The organism is Citrobacter sp. JUb117 (assembly GCF_024809055.1).
GTDB classification, from domain to species: domain Bacteria; phylum Pseudomonadota; class Gammaproteobacteria; order Enterobacterales; family Enterobacteriaceae; genus Citrobacter; species Citrobacter gillenii.
In genome coordinates, this window is record NZ_JANUFB010000011.1 from 1 (window position 1) to 15,743 (window position 15,743).

The window sequence follows — 15,743 nt, forward strand, 5'->3', positions numbered from 1 at the left end:
GGGTTCTCAGTGGAACCCCGCTGACCCGGCGGCTTGTAATCCGTTGTTCCGTGTCAGTGGAGGCGCATTATAGGGAGTTATTTCAGGCTGACAAGGGGAAATTTAAAATAATTTTCCGAGTGCGTATTATTTCACCAAAACGGATTAAACTGCCAGTTTTTCGAGCGTTTTGAAGCCATAACGCTGGAGGACTGGCAGTAATTGTTCAGCTTCAGGCGTCATTGCCATACAAAAGGCAATATTCTCGTCAGCTGATTTTGCGTCAGGTGCTTCATGTTCTAACAACCAAGCCGTGCGACGCGCAATCGCGGCACCGGAATCCACCAGTCGCGTCCCTTCAGGTAGAACCTGTAAAAGTTCTTCCTGTAATAGAGGGAAATGCGTACATCCGAGAACAACCGTATCCGGCGGTTCCGACATCCGCAACCATGGTCGCAGAATGCGGCGCAACTCATCCAGAGGAACTGCTTCTCCGTGCAGCTTCGCTTCCGCCAGTTCCACCAACTCAGCGGAACCCAACATCGCGATCTGACACTCGTTCGCAAAGCGCGCAATCAACTCATGCGTATATGAACGCTTCACCGTCGCTCGCGTCGCCAGCAGCCCCACTACACCGTTAGCCGTAAGGCGCGCCGCCGGTTTAATTGCAGGTACCACGCCGACGACCGGGAAAGCGAACTTTTCGCGTAACGCAGGGAGTGACACCGTGCTGGCGGTATTGCAGGCGATAACAGCCAGTGAAAGGGAGTAGCGCTGCTGAACGGCAGTCACAATCTCAACAACACGCTCGACAATAAATTCCTCGCTCTTCTCTCCATAAGGAAAGGCAACGTTATCGAAAGCGTATATATAGTGGAGATCCGGCAAGAGGTTGCGGATCTCATTGTAGACCGACAACCCACCGACGCCGGAATCAAACACCAGCACGGTGGGACGTGGATCAGAAGGTGTAGCTGCCAGACAAGGTGTATTCCCGTCCTGCAGTTGGGTAGCCATAAACTGTCTCGTAATCTTTATCGAACAGGTTGGCGATTTTACCACGAACTGTCAGCTGTGAGGTGATCGGATATGACACCGCCAGATCCCACAAACTCACTCCACCCATTTTCACCGGCTGGTAGGTAACATAGTCCGTGTCATAGCGAGTTCCCAGATATTGATACGTCAGACCCCAGTCAAAATCATAGACCTGCCAATCGAGCTGATACTTCACTTGCTGCTTTGAATGACGCACCAGCGGCTTGTCGGTAATCGCATTGCGCGCATCAACATAATCATAACTCAGCGTATGCGCCAGCGGACCCGTATCGAAACTCGCCGTTGCTTCAACGCCTTTAATCCGCACTTTTCCTTCGTTATAGTATTCATCAGCGTGGGGGTCGAGAGAGATCATGTTATCAATATCGTTGCGATACCCTGACAAACGCCAGTTTACATCCGCCGTTAACCCTTCAAACGCCCCTTCCCACTGTTTGCTCTCTTCAGGATTCAGATTTGAATTACCGTAATAGCCGTACAGCTGCCCCAGATTAGGTGCTTTATAAGAGGTGCCATAAGAAGCAATGAAACGATAGCCGTCAATGAACGCCCATCCGGCGCTGGTTTGCCATGTGCCATGCCGACCAAACTGGGAGTTGTCGTCGCTGCGCGCCGCGCCTTCGAAGGTGAAATCGCCAAGCTGTTGCAACCCGGTCAGATAAATACCGGTATTACGCTGATCGTAACCGTCCGTAACATACCCGGTGCCTGGCTCTGTGGTTTGCTTTTGCCAGTCGACGCCAGCGCCCACATTGCCGTGGCCAACCACCATACTGTTTGACCACTGCACGTTATATTGCTTCATCTCATCCAGGGTTGCCGAGGAGTCGTAGCGACCATAGTCCGGGTCATAGTTGTAGTCTTTGCTGTGACTGTAGCTGGAAACCAGTTGTGACTGGATTTGCTCGCCATTAAAGCGCAGTCCGGCATCCCAGCTCTGGCTGTAGAGCTTACGCGTATCGACTAACGGAGATCCCGGAGAATAATAGGAGTCATAATTGGTGCGGTTATCATAGCCATAGCCGCGCACAAACCCGCTCCAGGTATCGGAGAAGTTATGTTCCAGTGCGCCGTACAGCGTCTTACTTAAAAAACCATCTTTATCGGGCTGCGCTTGCTCACCAGTGCTACCGTAGGCGACAACGTCAAAACCTTTGGTATAGGCATAATCCCCCATCAGCGTCACGCGCGTATTCTCACCGAGCTGTTGCTGCGTCGAGATGTCGTAATTCTGATAACCATTACTGCCCACACCGGCGGTCAATTCTGTCCCCGGCTTTTCTCGCGCGGTAATGATATTCACCACGCCGCCGATCGCATCAGAACCATAAACAGCGGAACGCGGCCCGCGAATGTATTCAATGCGTTGCACCAGCGATATCGGGAACTGGCTGAGATCGGCAGCACCACTCACCCCAGCTAAATTCAGGCGCACGCCGTCAATCAGCACCAGTACATGGCTGGCGTTGGTCCCACGAATAGAAATAGTCGAAAGTTGCCCCATGCCGCCGCTTTGTGCGATATCGACACCCGGCAGGCGGCGAAGAACGTCATTTACAGAGGTAGATTGCCAGCGATCGATTTCCTGGCGCGTAACAACGGTGATGGGAGCAAGCACTGCACTAAGGGGTTGCTGAAAACGGTTAGCCGTAACGACGAGAGTGTCTGGGCTAGCATCCTGCGCCCAACCAGAAAATGCCGCGACGGAAAGTGCCGTCAGCAGCAATGATTTTTTGATCATTGTAAAGCATCCACAATATAAGAAGGATGCCGCAGGTCCCACCGATAGTACGCGATGATGAAAACCAGATGCGACGTTAGCCGGCAGGTCTTCGGGCTTGGAAGGTTATTCAATATAGCGAATAAAAAGAAATGAAGACTTCCCACCCAAAGGCAGTGTCTGCTTACGCTCTCATTTCACCTTTCCTTACCGCTGCGCGTCAGCTCCAGATTTACACTGGATTCCCTTTTAACTCACAGGACCGGAACGCGGATGCTACAGTTTGTTATAACCGACTGTCCAGACTGCGTATCACAATATTAGAAATCATCAATAACTGGACATCTACTGAGCAATCCCTACAATCCCCGCGTACTTTTATTTTTCAGGACGCATCATGACCCCCGAACACCTCCCGACAGAACAGTATGACGCGCAGCTAGCCGATAAAGTGGCTCGTTTACAGAGCTTAATGACGCCATTTACTGATCAGGCTCCGGAAGTGTTTCGCTCGCCGGTCAGTCATTACCGCATGCGCGCTGAATTCCGCCTGTGGCATGACGGTGACGACCTGTATCACATCATGTTTGAAAGCCAGACCAAAAGCCGTATTCGCGTCGACAGCTTTCCTGCAGCCAGCGAACTCATCAACACGCTGATGACAGCCATGATTGACGGCGTTCGTCACAATCACGTCCTGCGTCATAAATTGTTCCAGATTGATTACCTCACCACCATGAGCAATCAGGCGGTGGTATCCATGCTGTACCATAAAAAGTTAGATGACGAATGGCGTCAGGAAGCCGAAGCACTGCGGGATGCGCTACGCGCGCAAAACCTGAATGTGCATCTGATTGGCCGGGCGACCAAAACCAAAATCGCGTTGGATCAAGATTACATCGATGAACGTTTGCCGGTTGCGGGTAAAGAGATTATCTACCGCCAGGTTGAGAACAGCTTCACGCAGCCGAATGCCGCCATGAACATTCAGATGCTGGAATGGGCGATTGATGTCACCAAAGATTCGCAGGGCGACCTGCTTGAATTGTACTGTGGCAATGGCAACTTCTCGTTAGCGCTAGCGCAGAACTTCAACCGCGTACTGGCCACTGAAATCGCTAAACCGTCCGTGGCTGCCGCGCAGTACAATATTGCGGCTAACCATATTGATAACGTGCAAATTATTCGTATGGCTGCAGAAGAGTTTACTCAGGCGATGAACGGGGTGCGCGAGTTCAACCGTTTACAGGGCGTCGACCTGAAGAGTTACCAGTGTGAAACCATTTTTGTTGATCCACCGCGCAGCGGCCTGGACAGCGAAACAGAGAAGATGGTGCAGGCGTATCCGCGTATTCTGTACATCTCCTGCAACCCGGAGACACTGTGTAAGAACCTGGAAACGTTGAGCCAGACGCACAATGTGTCACGTCTGGCGCTGTTCGATCAGTTCCCGTATACGCACCACATGGAGTGCGGAGTATTACTGACCGCGAAGTGATTTTTTTGTAGGCCGGGAAAGCAAAGATACCCCCGGCCTACAAATACTATTCCGCAATTTCTTGCTTACGGTTACGCACCTTAAAGCCGATCCAGAACACCAGAATCACTGACAGGACCGCTGGGAAGAAGTTCGAGCCGATATCCGGGTATTCCGCACGCACCACGGTGCTGTACAACAGAACGCCAAGAATAAAACAGGCCGCAGCCAGACCCGGCAGCCCCACAGGCATTGTGCGATTCTGGTAACGTTGATGCAGGCAGTAAACCGTCAGCACCAGCGAAATAATCGGGAATACAGAGAATGGCACAATGGAGCTAAACAGCGCCGCAAATGTACCATTGATCGATAAGCCAGCAACCAGCGCCAGCAGCAGCGTACCTTTATCTTGACCTGACTGTTTCATTGCTCGTCCTTCTCGTTACTCGGAGTGATGCGTCATCTTCTCTTGTTCACGGCGATACCAGTAAAATGCGCCTTTGGCGATCATGCGCAGTTGCAATACCAGCCGCTCTTCCAGTTGTCGACGCTGTTCGGCGCCAACATCCAGCGCTTCTGCCCCCGCACTGAAAACAATCGTCACCATGGCTTCGGCTTGTGCTTCAGTAAACGCACGAGGCATATGGTTTTCGAGTTCCAGATAGTCCGCAAGTTCCGCAATGAAATGCTGAATTTCGCGAGCCACGGCGGCACGAAACGCCGCGGAGGTACCAGACCGCTCGCGCAATAATAAACGGAAGGCGTTGGGATTGTTGCCGATGAACTCCATAAATGTTGAGACCGAGGTGCGGATCACACTGCCGCCCTTGGCGATACGCTGACGCGCCTGGCGCATCAACTGGCGTAGCATCAGGCCGCTCTCATCCACCATCGTCAGGCCGAGCTCATCCACATCGCGAAAATGGCGATAAAATGAGGTTGGCGCAATGCCCGCTTCACGAGCAACTTCACGTAAACTGAGGCTGGCAAAACTGCGCTCTGCACTCAATTGACTAAATGCGGCCTCAACCAGCGAACGCCGGGTTTTTTCTTTTTGTTGCGCTCTAACGCCCATCACGATGTCTGAATCCTTCCTTATACCTTGCTGGCACTATACCAGAGATTAGGCGGTTGGCATGGCTTTGTGAATGATTGTTTACGCGCAGTTTGTGCTTCGACTTCGCAAAAAAGCACAACGATAATTGGGTTATCCTGACAACGATGTTACTATTCTGTTGCTTTTATGTATAAGAACAGGTAAGCCTGACCATGTCACATTCCTACGATTACGATGCAATAGTAATAGGTTCCGGCCCCGGCGGCGAAGGCGCTGCAATGGGTCTGGTTAAGCAAGGCGCGCGCGTCGCCGTTATTGAGCGCTATCATAACGTCGGCGGCGGTTGTACCCACTGGGGCACCATCCCATCTAAAGCACTCCGCCACGCCGTCAGCCGTATCATTGAATTCAATCAGAACCCACTCTACAGCGACCATTCCCGGCTTCTTCGCTCTTCTTTTGCCGATATTCTTAACCATGCCGATAACGTCATTAATCAGCAAACGCGTATGCGGCAAGGATTTTACGAGCGAAACCACTGTGAAATTTTGCAGGGGAATGCCCGTTTTGTTGACGAACACACCCTCGCTCTGGAGTGCCATGACGGTACGGTGGAAACGCTCACGGCAGATAAATTTGTTATTGCCTGCGGTTCGCGTCCCTACCACCCAAATGATGTCGATTTTTCTCATCCGCGCGTTTACGACAGTGATTCTATACTCAGCCTGCACCATGAACCTCGCCACGTTCTGATCTATGGCGCGGGCGTCATTGGCTGTGAATATGCGTCGATCTTCCGGGGAATGGACGTCAAAGTTGATTTGATCAATACCCGTGACCGTCTGCTGGCGTTTCTTGATCAGGAGATGTCCGACTCGCTGTCTTATCACTTCTGGAACAGCGGCGTGGTGATTCGCCATAACGAAGAATACGAGAAAATTGAAGGCTGCGATGATGGCGTCATCATGCACCTGAAATCCGGAAAGAAACTAAAAGCCGACTGCCTGCTGTACGCCAACGGTCGTACCGGTAACACCGATTCATTAGCGCTGGAGAATATTGGCCTGAAGACGGACAGCCGCGGCCAGCTAAAAGTGAACAGCATGTACCAGACGGCGCTGCCACATGTGTATGCCGTAGGGGATGTGATCGGTTATCCGAGCCTTGCTTCCGCAGCCTACGATCAAGGCCGTATCGCCGCCCAGGCGCTGGTCAAGGGTGAGGCCACCGCGCACTTGATCGAAGATATTCCGACAGGCATTTACACCATTCCCGAAATCAGCTCCGTCGGTAAAACTGAACAGCAACTGACGTCAATGAAAGTCCCTTACGAGGTTGGCCGCGCCCAGTTTAAACATCTGGCACGCGCACAAATCGTCGGGATGAGTGTCGGAACATTGAAGATTCTGTTCCATCGGGAGACCAAAGAGATTTTAGGGATCCACTGCTTTGGCGAACGCGCTGCCGAAATTATTCATATCGGTCAGGCAATAATGGAGCAAAAAGGTGGTGGTAACACCATCGAGTACTTCGTTAACACCACCTTTAACTACCCAACCATGGCGGAAGCCTATCGGGTAGCTGCACTGAACGGCTTAAACCGCCTGTTTTAACGTGTTGTCGAAATGGCCATCCATTGCACCACGGATGGCCTCTGCCAGCTGTTCATAACGGCTGCGCAGCGGCGAACCCGGACGGTACACCAGACCAATGGTACGACGCGGTTCTGGTTTAATGCACGGCACATACACCACACCATCACGCTTACGCTCCGGTGGGACAGCCAGCGCGGGCAGTAAGGTAATCCCGCTGCCTGCCGCCACCATATTGCGCAGCGTTTCCAGACTGGTTGCCCGGAAATGGGTGTCTTCATCGGCCCCGGCTTCAAAACAAAAGCCCATCGCCTGGTCACGCAAACAGTGACCATCTTCGAGCATTAACAGTTTTTCACCTGCCAGATCGGACATCGGTACGCGGTCGCGATTTGCCCATGGGTGATCTTCATAGATCGCCAGCATCATCGGCTCATCAAACAGCGGTACCTCGATAAACGCTTCACTCTCTTTCACCAGCGCCAAAATCACGCAGTCGAGTTTACCGCTGTCCAGTTGCGCCAGCAGCTGATGCGTTTGCGCCTCATGCAGGTACATTTCCAGTTTCGGGAAGGTCTGGTGCAACATAGGAATAATATGCGGCAGCAGGTAAGGTCCTACCGTTGGGATCAAACCAATATGTAGCGGGCCAGACATTGTCTCACCCTGTTGGCTTGCCATCTCCTTGAGCACTTTGACCTCGCGCAACACGGTGCGCGCCTGATCCACCAGCAGTAAACCCGCTTGAGTGAACAGCACTTTACGACTCGTCCGCTCCAGCAGCATAACGCCAAGCTCATCTTCGAGTTTGCGGATTTGCCCACTCAGCGTTGGCTGGCTGACGTGACAGGAGTCTGCCGCTCGTCGGAAGTGACGGTGTTCGGCAAGTGCTACCAGGTATTCAAGATCACGAATATTCATTATTCATCCTCCATTGCCACGATAGTTCGTAGCGATAGGTAGCATAGCAACGAACGATTATCCCTATCAAGCATTCTGTTTAATAATGCACCACAGAAACGGAACGGTACCCCTTTAACCCTTGAAGCTACTGTCCGTTCTCATACTCGAAATAACTAAAGCCAACGTGAACGTTTGCGGACCTCTGGTCCGCTTTTTTTTTGCATAAAAAAGCCCGGCTTGATGCCAGGCTCAGATAACTATTTGCCGGATGGCGACGCGAAGGCGTTTACCGCCATCGGGCAAAACACACGTTACGCCAGGCGCGCCTTCGCGTAGTCGATCGCCTGCGCTACCTGCTGCGGTGAAACGCCCCCTTTCGCCACACGCTTATCGAGGCACGACTGTAGCGAGAGGATCGGGTACACGTCATCGCCAATCACGGCGCTGAATTTTTGCAAATCAGCCAGTGACAGTGCTTCCAGCGGTTTGCCCTGACGAATCGCCTCAACTACCGTTTCACCCACGATATGGTGTGCTTCACGGAACGGGACGCCTTTCGCCACCAGATAATCGGCCAGCTCCGTAGCGTTGGCATAGCCCTGCTGCGCGGCTTCCTGGCAACGTGGGCGTTTTACCTGAATACCGTCCAGCACCAGCGCCGCCATATGCAGGCAGTCCAGCCAGGTATCGAGTGCATCGAACAGCCCTTCTTTGTCTTCCTGCATATCCTTGTTATACGCCAGCGGCAGTCCTTTCAGCGTCATCATCATGCCAGTCAACGCACCTTGCACGCGGCCACATTTGCCACGAATCAGCTCTAATGCGTCCGGATTTTTCTTCTGCGGCATTAATGATGAACCGGAGGTTACGCGATCGGACAGTTCCACAAAACCAGCTTCCCCGGTATTAAAGAAAATCAGATCTTCAGCAAAGCGTGACAGGTGAACCATACCGATAGAGGCATCTGAGAGGAGCTCCAGAACATGGTCACGATCGGATACGCTATCCAGACTATTGCGGGTCGCCGAGGCGAAACCCAGCCAGCCAGCCAATTGCTCGCGATCGATTTCATAGGCAGTACCCGCCAGTGCACCGCAGCCTAACGGGCTGACATCCAGACGCTTGAGTGTATCCTGCAGACGGCTCTCATCACGCGCCAGCATTTCAACATAGGCCAGACACCAATGAGCAAACGTCACCGGCTGGGCACGCTGCAGGTGGGTATAACCCGGCATGACGGCATCCTGATTATTCTCTGCTGTCACCACCAGCGCGCTTTGCAACTGACGGTTAGCAGACAACAATTCAAGCACCGTGTCTTTGCACCACAGTTTAAGATCGGTTGCTACCTGGTCATTACGGCTACGCCCGGTATGCAGTTTTTTACCCAACGGCCCGACTTTATCGATGAGCTTGCCTTCTACCCAACTGTGAATATCTTCCGCATCGCTTTGCAGGATCTGTTGCGGGTCGAGGCGTACTTCTTCCAGCAGAGTATTCAACGCCTCTTCCAATTGACATTGTTCATCAGCAGTCAACACACCGACCGTGACCAGCGCTTTGGACCAGGCCACAGAGCCGACGATATCCTGCTCGGCCAAGCGGTAGTCGAAGCGCAAAGAGTCGTTGAACTGTTTGAACCGCTGATCTGCTGCCTGTGTAAAACGCCCACCCCAAAGTGCCATAACGAATTTCCTTAATATGATATTTTGCCCGGTGGCGCTACGCTTACCGGGCCTACAAAACCCATGCAGGCCGGATAAGGCGAAGCTGCCACCCGACACAGTAATAGTTAAGCCAGAATACGCGTACCGATCGGCGTGCCGTTAAACAGCGCCGGGAGTTGTTCGGCATGACGCCAGGAAGCGATATCCACTGGACGTCCCAGCGTACGTGCCGCGTCCAACGCCGCGTTCACCTTCACAATCATGCCATCGGTGATAATACCCTGCTCAATCAGCTGTTCTGCTTTGGCTGCGGTCATTTCGGCAATCCGCTGGCCTTTACCATCCAGAATACCGCTGACGTCAGACAACAGGATCAGATCCGCACCCAGCGTTGCCGCCAGCGCCGTCGCAGCCTGATCGGCATTGACGTTCATCAGTTGCCCTTCTTCCGTGACGCCTATCGAGCTGACGACCGGTAGAAAACCGTTTTCCAGTAGCGTGTTAATCAGCTTAGGAGAACCAGGCTGTGCCAGTCCAACATGACCTAACGCTACATCGAGCTGGGTCACTTTTACGCTGTCACCATCGCCAAGGTACAGACCAACAGCGTCAATATGGTGTTTCTTCGCCCACGCCAGCAGCGTTTTATTCGCCGTTCCGGCCAGGGCACCGGTAATGATGTCGATCTGGTCGGCTGGCGTCACGCGCAGACCATTTTTCTTTGTCACCGGCAAGTTGAGCCCTTTCATCAGCTCGTCAACCACGCAGCCGCCACCGTGCACAATGACCAGCGGACGCTGGTGCGACTCGCGATAATTGACCAGAGCGGTAAACAAACGCTCCAGCGCCTCTTCGCTATCCAGTAAAACGCCGCCCAGCTTGATAATTAATGGATTCATCATTGCACCCTTAAAGAAGAGACTGCGTTTCAGCAAAGCCGAAACGGATATTTGCGCACTGCATCGCCTGTGCGGCAGCGCCTTTCAATAAATTATCTTCGGTTGCCACCACAATCAGGTGCTCGCCCTGAACGGCAAAACCGATATCGCAGAACGGTAAACCCACCACATTTTTCAGGGCCGGGACACCGTTGTCATACAGACGAACCAGCGGTTTATCACCATAGGCCTGCTGCAGTGCTTGCGCCACCTGCGCATGGGTCACGCCCGGCTTCAAACGACAGGTGATGGTTTCCAAAATTCCGCGCGGGAAGTTGCCCAGATGCGGAGTAAAAATCACGTCCGCCCCCAAATGTGTGGCGATCTCCGGCTGATGGCGGTGGGTAAATACACCATACGGTTGCAGGCTCACTTCACAGAAGCTGTTCGAGATGGCAGCTTTACGTCCTGCTCCGCTCACACCACTGGTGGCGTTAATTACCGGCCACTGGCTGAGATCAAGCAGATTGGCATCAATCAGAGGCTTAAGCGACAACTGCGCCGCCGTAGGATAGCAACCCGGTACGGCAATTAGATTCGCGTCTTTAAGTTTGCTTGCACTCCACTCCGCCAGCCCGTAGACCGCTTGCTCCAGCAGCTCAGGATGCTGATGAGTAAAGCCATAATACTTTTCATAGAAGGCGCCGTCGTTAACACGGAATGCACCAGAGAGGTCAAACACCACGCAGCCCGCTTCCAGAAACTGTGGCGCCAGGTCATGACTAACCTCATGGGCCGTCGCCAGAAACACAACGTCTACCCCTGCGCTAAACTCGCGGATATCCGACATGGGTTGCAACGGCAAATCAACAATGCCCTTTAACTGCGGATGTAAATCAGAGATTAATTTTCCTGCATCATTGCTTTGCGCTGAGACAGTCAAAGCGGTTATGTTCATATCAGGATGGCGATTTACATAGGTCACAAGCTCTGCACCAGCATAGCCACTGGCGCCCACAATCAGCGTATTCAACATCGGGGCTGTTCACCTTCTTATATTCGGTTGCCAGGTATAAGCCTTTATCACCTCACCTTACACTTGGTGGGTTTTATTTCGCTCAACATTATTGTATTTTTATTCACAAATACTGCATGAATATTGATACTATCATGACCCGAGGTGTGTCAACAATGAAAAACAATTTACCGCCATTTATCGAGATTTACCGCGCTCTGATTGCCACACCATCGATCAGCGCCACCGAAGAAGCGCTCGATCAAAGTAATGCAGGTTTAATCACTCTGCTGGCGGATTGGTTCAAAGATTTAGGCTTCAGCGTTGAGGTACAACCGGTTCCCGGCACCCGTAATAAATTCAATATGCTGGCAAGTACAGGCACCGGCGCAGGCGGCCTGCTGCTCGCCGGTCATACCGACACCGTACCGTTTGACGACGGACGTTGGACGCGCGATCCGTTCACCCTGACCGAACATGACAACAAGCTCTACGGACTGGGTACGGCGGATATGAAAGGTTTCTTCGCGTTTATTCTCGATGCACTGCGTGATGTCGATGTGAAACAGCTGAAAAAGCCGCTCTACATCCTGGCCACCGCCGATGAAGAGACCAGTATGGCGGGCGCACGCTACTTCTCTGAAAATACGGCGATTCGCCCGGATTGCGCGATCATCGGTGAGCCAACATCCCTGCAGCCAATTCGCGCACACAAAGGCCATATCTCCACGGCGGTGCGCGTGCTCGGCCAGTCTGGCCATTCCAGCGATCCAGCGCGCGGCGTGAACGCCATTGAACTGATGCACGATGCCATCGGCCACATTATGCAGTTGCGCGACTCGCTGAAAGCACGCTATCACCACGATTCATTCACCGTGCCTTACCCGACGCTGAACCTCGGCAGCCTGCATGGCGGCGATGCCTCCAACCGTATTTGCGCCTGCTGCGAACTGCACATGGATATCCGCCCGTTGCCGGGAATGACGTTAAGCGACCTGAATGGCTTACTGACGGACGCGCTGGCCCCGGTGAGCGAACGCTGGCCTGGCCGACTGACGGTTTCCGAGCTGCACCCGCCGATCCCGGGTTACGAATGCCCGCCGGATCACCAACTGGTCGAGGTGGTGGAAAAACTGCTCGGCGAGAAAACCGATGTGGTGAACTACTGCACAGAAGCACCGTTTATCCAGACGCTGTGCCCGACGCTAGTACTGGGACCAGGTTCCATTAATCAGGCACATCAACCAGATGAATATCTGGAAACACGCTTCATTAAGCCAACCCGCGAATTAATTACCCAGGTTGTGCATCATTTTTGCTGGCATTAACCGAACGTCGCCTTGCTAATCCTTTAGTGGTAAGCAAGGCGATTCTTTTAACATTTGCATAAGCAACGCTTATTTGACGCGATGTGAATTAAATAACGTAAATTCCCGCCATTTTTTCGTTTGCTGAACCGATTTCGCAGCAATTGACGTCAGGTGTTTTACGTGGCTTTATAAAAGACGACTAAAAAGTTAAGTCCGAAAGATTTCGCGTTGCAGCCATTGCCGCTGGGACGCGAAAGATACAGGACATATTCAAAACAGATGGGGTGTCTGGGATCATATGAACGAACAATATTCCGCGTTGCGTAGTAATGTCAGTATGCTCGGCAAAGTGCTGGGAGAAACCATCAAGGATGCGCTGGGAGAGAACATTCTCGATCGCGTAGAAACAATCCGTAAGCTGTCTAAATCATCCCGCGCTGGCAATGAAGCGAACCGTCAGGAACTGCTCACTACGCTGCAGAATCTGTCTAACGACGAGCTGCTGCCAGTTGCCCGTGCGTTTAGTCAGTTCCTGAACCTGGCCAATACCGCCGAACAGTACCACAGCATTTCGCCAAAAGGCGAAGCTGCCAGCAACCCGGAAGTGATTGCCCGTACCCTGCGTAAACTGAAAGACCAGCCTAACCTCGATGAAGCGACAATCAAAAAAGCCGTGGAATCGCTCTCTCTGGAGCTGGTCCTGACCGCACACCCAACCGAAATCACCCGCCGTACGTTGATTCATAAAATGGGTGAGGTTAACGCATGCCTCAAGCAGCTTGATAACAAAGACATCGTCGATTACGAACGCCACCAGTTGATGCGCCGCCTGCGCCAGCTAATCGCCCAATCATGGCACACGGATGAAATCCGTAAACTGCGTCCCAGCCCGGTTGATGAAGCCAAATGGGGCTTCGCCGTGGTTGAAAATAGCCTGTGGGAAGGTGTACCGAACTATCTGCGTGAACTGAATGAACAGCTGGAAGCGCATCTGAACTACAAGCTGCCAGTCGATTTTGTCCCAGTCCGATTCACCTCGTGGATGGGCGGTGACCGTGACGGTAACCCGAACGTAACGGCAGATATCACCCGCCACGTGCTCCTGCTCAGCCGCTGGAAAGCGACCGATCTGTTCCTGAAAGACATCCAGTTTCTGGTTTCTGAACTGTCGATGGTCGAAGCCACGCCTGAGCTATTAGCGCTGGTGGGTGAAGAAGGCGCGGCAGAACCCTATCGCCATCTGATGAAAATGCTCCGTTCGCGTCTGATGACGACCCAGGCCTGGCTGGAAGCGCGTCTAAAAGGCGAAAAATTGCCGAAACCTGCAGGTCTGCTGACACAAAACGAGCAGCTATGGGAACCGCTGTACGCGTGTTATCAGTCACTGCAAGCCTGCGGTATGGGCATCATCGCCAATGGCGAACTGCTCGATACCTTGCGCCGAGTGAAATGTTTTGGCGTCCCGCTGGTGCGTATCGATATTCGTCAGGAAAGCACCCGTCATACCGAAGCGCTGGGCGAACTGACCCGTTACCTGGGCATTGGCGACTACGAAAGCTGGTCAGAAGCAGACAAACAGGCCTTCCTGATCCGAGAACTGAACTCCAAACGTCCACTGCTGCCGCGCAGCTGGGAACCGAGTAACGATACCCGCGAAGTCCTCGATACCTGTCGAGTGATTGCCGAAGCACCTCATGGTTCTATTGCTGCCTACGTGATCTCGATGGCAAAAACACCGTCGGATGTGCTGGCCGTTCACCTGCTGCTGAAAGAAGCCGGCATTGGTTTTACCATGCCGGTAGCGCCGCTGTTTGAAACGCTGGACGACCTCAACAATGCTGACGATGTAATGACTCAGTTGTTGAATATCGACTGGTACCGCGGTCTGATTCAGGGCAAGCAGATGGTCATGATTGGCTACTCTGATTCCGCAAAAGACGCAGGCGTGATGGCGGCGTCCTGGGCGCAATATCAGGCGCAAGATGCGTTGATCAAAACCTGCGAAAAAGCCGGCATTGAACTGACGTTGTTCCACGGCCGGGGGGGTTCAATCGGCCGCGGCGGCGCTCCGGCCCATGCGGCACTGCTCTCACAACCACCTGGCAGCCTGAAAGGCGGACTGCGCGTCACTGAGCAGGGTGAGATGATCCGCTTCAAATACGGTCTGCCGGAAGTGACCATCAGCAGCCTGTCTCTGTACACCGCCGCGATCCTGGAAGCCAACCTGCTACCACCGCCGGAACCGAAAGACAGCTGGTGCCATATTATGGATGAGCTGTCAGATATCTCCTGCAAGCTGTACCGTGGTTACGTGCGTGAGAACAAAGACTTTGTACCTTACTTCCGCTCAGCAACTCCCGAGCAGGAACTGGGTAAATTACCGCTCGGCTCACGTCCAGCTAAGCGCCGTCCGACCGGTGGGGTAGAGTCTTTGCGTGCCATTCCATGGATCTTCGCCTGGACACAAAACCGCCTGATGCTCCCGGCCTGGCTGGGCGCAGGTACCGCACTGCAAAAAGTGGTTGAAGACGGTAAACAGAGCGAACTTGAAGCGATGTGCCGCGACTGGCCATTCTTCTCCACGCGCCTTGGCATGCTGGAAATGGTGTTCTCGAAAGCGGACCTGTGGCTGGCAGAATACTACGATCAGCGTCTGGTCAAAAAAGAGCTGTGGCCGTTAGGTGAAGAACTGCGCCACCGTCTGGAAGCCGACATCAACGTGGTACTGGCAATCGCCAACGACTCACATTTGATGGCCGACCTGCCGTGGATTGCCGAGTCAATTCAGTTAAGAAATATTTATACCGATCCGTTGAACGTGCTACAGGCTGAACTGTTACACCGTTCGCGTCTGGCAGAAGAACAAGGTGAAGCCCCCGATCCGCGCGTTGAACAAGCGCTGATGGTCACCATCGCCGGTGTCGCAGCGGGTATGCGTAATACCGGTTAAGTAAGCCCCCTGTCACCCTCGTGCAATTGCGCGGGGGTGACCTCAAAAACGCTTGTCATAACCGTTTCATTTCAAATATATTCTCGCCTTGATTCATTTATTTTATGAATGAATCATCAACGAAACGCGATCTTAA

Annotated in this window: 12 protein-coding genes and 1 riboswitch; of the genes, 4 read left to right on the forward strand and 8 right to left on the reverse strand. The window is 52.9% G+C overall.

The annotated features are described in order from the left end of the window. Window positions 1-144: 144 nt before the first annotated feature. Together murI and btuB are read right to left on the reverse strand one after the other, a co-directional pair. Window positions 145-996 carry a glutamate racemase gene (gene murI, locus M2374_RS20110; RefSeq protein ID WP_181624792.1) on the reverse strand — a complete coding sequence of 284 codons (852 nt, stop codon included), beginning with the start codon at window positions 994-996 and terminating at the stop codon, window positions 145-147. Continuing rightward, window positions 941-2,779: a TonB-dependent vitamin B12 receptor BtuB gene (gene btuB / locus M2374_RS20115; protein ID WP_181624793.1), complete on the reverse strand. Its 1,839-nt coding sequence runs from the start codon at window positions 2,777-2,779 to the stop codon at window positions 941-943. Before btuB ends, murI begins: the two co-directional genes overlap by 56 nt. A gap of 64 nt (window positions 2,780-2,843) precedes the next feature. Then, window positions 2,844-3,040: riboswitch (cobalamin riboswitch) on the reverse strand. Window positions 3,041-3,155: 115 nt separating this feature from the next. Between btuB and trmA the strand changes: the two genes are divergently transcribed. Beyond that, window positions 3,156-4,256: a tRNA (uridine(54)-C5)-methyltransferase TrmA gene (gene trmA / locus M2374_RS20120; RefSeq protein ID WP_135912755.1), complete on the forward strand. Its 1,101-nt coding sequence runs from the start codon at window positions 3,156-3,158 to the stop codon at window positions 4,254-4,256. A 46-nt stretch (window positions 4,257-4,302) separates the two neighbouring features. Here the strand turns inward: trmA and M2374_RS20125 are convergent, their stop codons facing one another. Then, window positions 4,303-4,662 (reverse strand): YijD family membrane protein, encoded by a 360-nt coding sequence (locus tag M2374_RS20125; protein WP_003825114.1) that lies wholly within the window; start codon window positions 4,660-4,662, stop codon window positions 4,303-4,305. A 15-nt stretch (window positions 4,663-4,677) separates the two neighbouring features. Then, a complete protein-coding gene (gene fabR, locus M2374_RS20130) occupies window positions 4,678-5,313 on the reverse strand; it encodes an HTH-type transcriptional repressor FabR (protein ID WP_003028862.1) in 636 nt (211 codons plus the stop codon). A gap of 191 nt (window positions 5,314-5,504) precedes the next feature. On the opposite strand from fabR, the gene sthA reads away from it, so the two are divergent. Beyond that, on the forward strand, window positions 5,505-6,905 hold the full coding sequence (gene sthA, locus M2374_RS20135; RefSeq protein WP_096758790.1) for a Si-specific NAD(P)(+) transhydrogenase: 1,401 nt from the start codon (window positions 5,505-5,507) through the stop codon (window positions 6,903-6,905). Here the strand turns inward: sthA and oxyR are convergent. The 4 genes from oxyR to argC all read right to left on the reverse strand — a co-directional run bounded on the left by oxyR (window position 6,888) and on the right by argC (window position 11,368). Further along, a complete protein-coding gene (gene oxyR, locus M2374_RS20140) occupies window positions 6,888-7,805 on the reverse strand; it encodes a DNA-binding transcriptional regulator OxyR (RefSeq protein WP_115259743.1) in 918 nt (305 codons plus the stop codon). The genes sthA and oxyR overlap by 18 nt on opposite strands. Window positions 7,806-8,098: 293 nt before the next feature. Continuing rightward, the gene (argH, locus tag M2374_RS20145) at window positions 8,099-9,472 is read right to left on the reverse strand and encodes an argininosuccinate lyase (protein WP_096758792.1); all 1,374 of its coding nucleotides are present in this window, start codon (window positions 9,470-9,472) and stop codon (window positions 8,099-8,101) included. Window positions 9,473-9,579: 107 nt separating this feature from the next. Then, window positions 9,580-10,356: an acetylglutamate kinase gene (argB, locus tag M2374_RS20150; protein ID WP_117343671.1), complete on the reverse strand. Its 777-nt coding sequence runs from the start codon at window positions 10,354-10,356 to the stop codon at window positions 9,580-9,582. Window positions 10,357-10,363: 7 nt separating this feature from the next. Beyond that, the gene (gene argC, locus M2374_RS20155; protein WP_115259745.1) at window positions 10,364-11,368 is read right to left on the reverse strand and encodes an N-acetyl-gamma-glutamyl-phosphate reductase; all 1,005 of its coding nucleotides are present in this window, start codon (window positions 11,366-11,368) and stop codon (window positions 10,364-10,366) included. Between the two features lie 155 nt (window positions 11,369-11,523). On the opposite strand from argC, the gene argE reads away from it, so the two are divergent. After that, complete coding sequence (gene argE, locus M2374_RS20160) at window positions 11,524-12,675, forward strand: acetylornithine deacetylase (protein WP_096758795.1); 1,152 nt, start codon at window positions 11,524-11,526, stop codon at window positions 12,673-12,675. A gap of 280 nt (window positions 12,676-12,955) precedes the next feature. Next, window positions 12,956-15,607 (forward strand): phosphoenolpyruvate carboxylase, encoded by a 2,652-nt coding sequence (gene ppc, locus M2374_RS20165; protein WP_115259747.1) that lies wholly within the window; start codon window positions 12,956-12,958, stop codon window positions 15,605-15,607. Window positions 15,608-15,743 lie beyond the last annotated feature (136 nt).

What these genes read in the sequence shown, in the direction of transcription:
- murI (WP_181624792.1), bottom strand. Translation starts at nt 996, where the DNA reads ATGGCTACCCAACTGCAGGACGGGAATACACCTTGTCTGGCAGCTACA.
- btuB (WP_181624793.1), bottom strand. Translation starts at nt 2,779, where the DNA reads ATGATCAAAAAATCATTGCTGCTGACGGCACTTTCCGTCGCGGCATTT.
- trmA (WP_135912755.1), top strand. Translation starts at nt 3,156, where the DNA reads ATGACCCCCGAACACCTCCCGACAGAACAGTATGACGCGCAGCTAGCC.
- M2374_RS20125 (WP_003825114.1), bottom strand. Translation starts at nt 4,662, where the DNA reads ATGAAACAGTCAGGTCAAGATAAAGGTACGCTGCTGCTGGCGCTGGTT.
- sthA (WP_096758790.1), top strand. Translation starts at nt 5,505, where the DNA reads ATGTCACATTCCTACGATTACGATGCAATAGTAATAGGTTCCGGCCCC.
- oxyR (WP_115259743.1), bottom strand. Translation starts at nt 7,805, where the DNA reads ATGAATATTCGTGATCTTGAATACCTGGTAGCACTTGCCGAACACCGT.
- argH (WP_096758792.1), bottom strand. Translation starts at nt 9,472, where the DNA reads ATGGCACTTTGGGGTGGGCGTTTTACACAGGCAGCAGATCAGCGGTTC.
- argB (WP_117343671.1), bottom strand. Translation starts at nt 10,356, where the DNA reads ATGATGAATCCATTAATTATCAAGCTGGGCGGCGTTTTACTGGATAGC.
- argC (WP_115259745.1), bottom strand. Translation starts at nt 11,368, where the DNA reads ATGTTGAATACGCTGATTGTGGGCGCCAGTGGCTATGCTGGTGCAGAG.
- argE (WP_096758795.1), top strand. Translation starts at nt 11,524, where the DNA reads ATGAAAAACAATTTACCGCCATTTATCGAGATTTACCGCGCTCTGATT.
- ppc (WP_115259747.1), top strand. Translation starts at nt 12,956, where the DNA reads ATGAACGAACAATATTCCGCGTTGCGTAGTAATGTCAGTATGCTCGGC.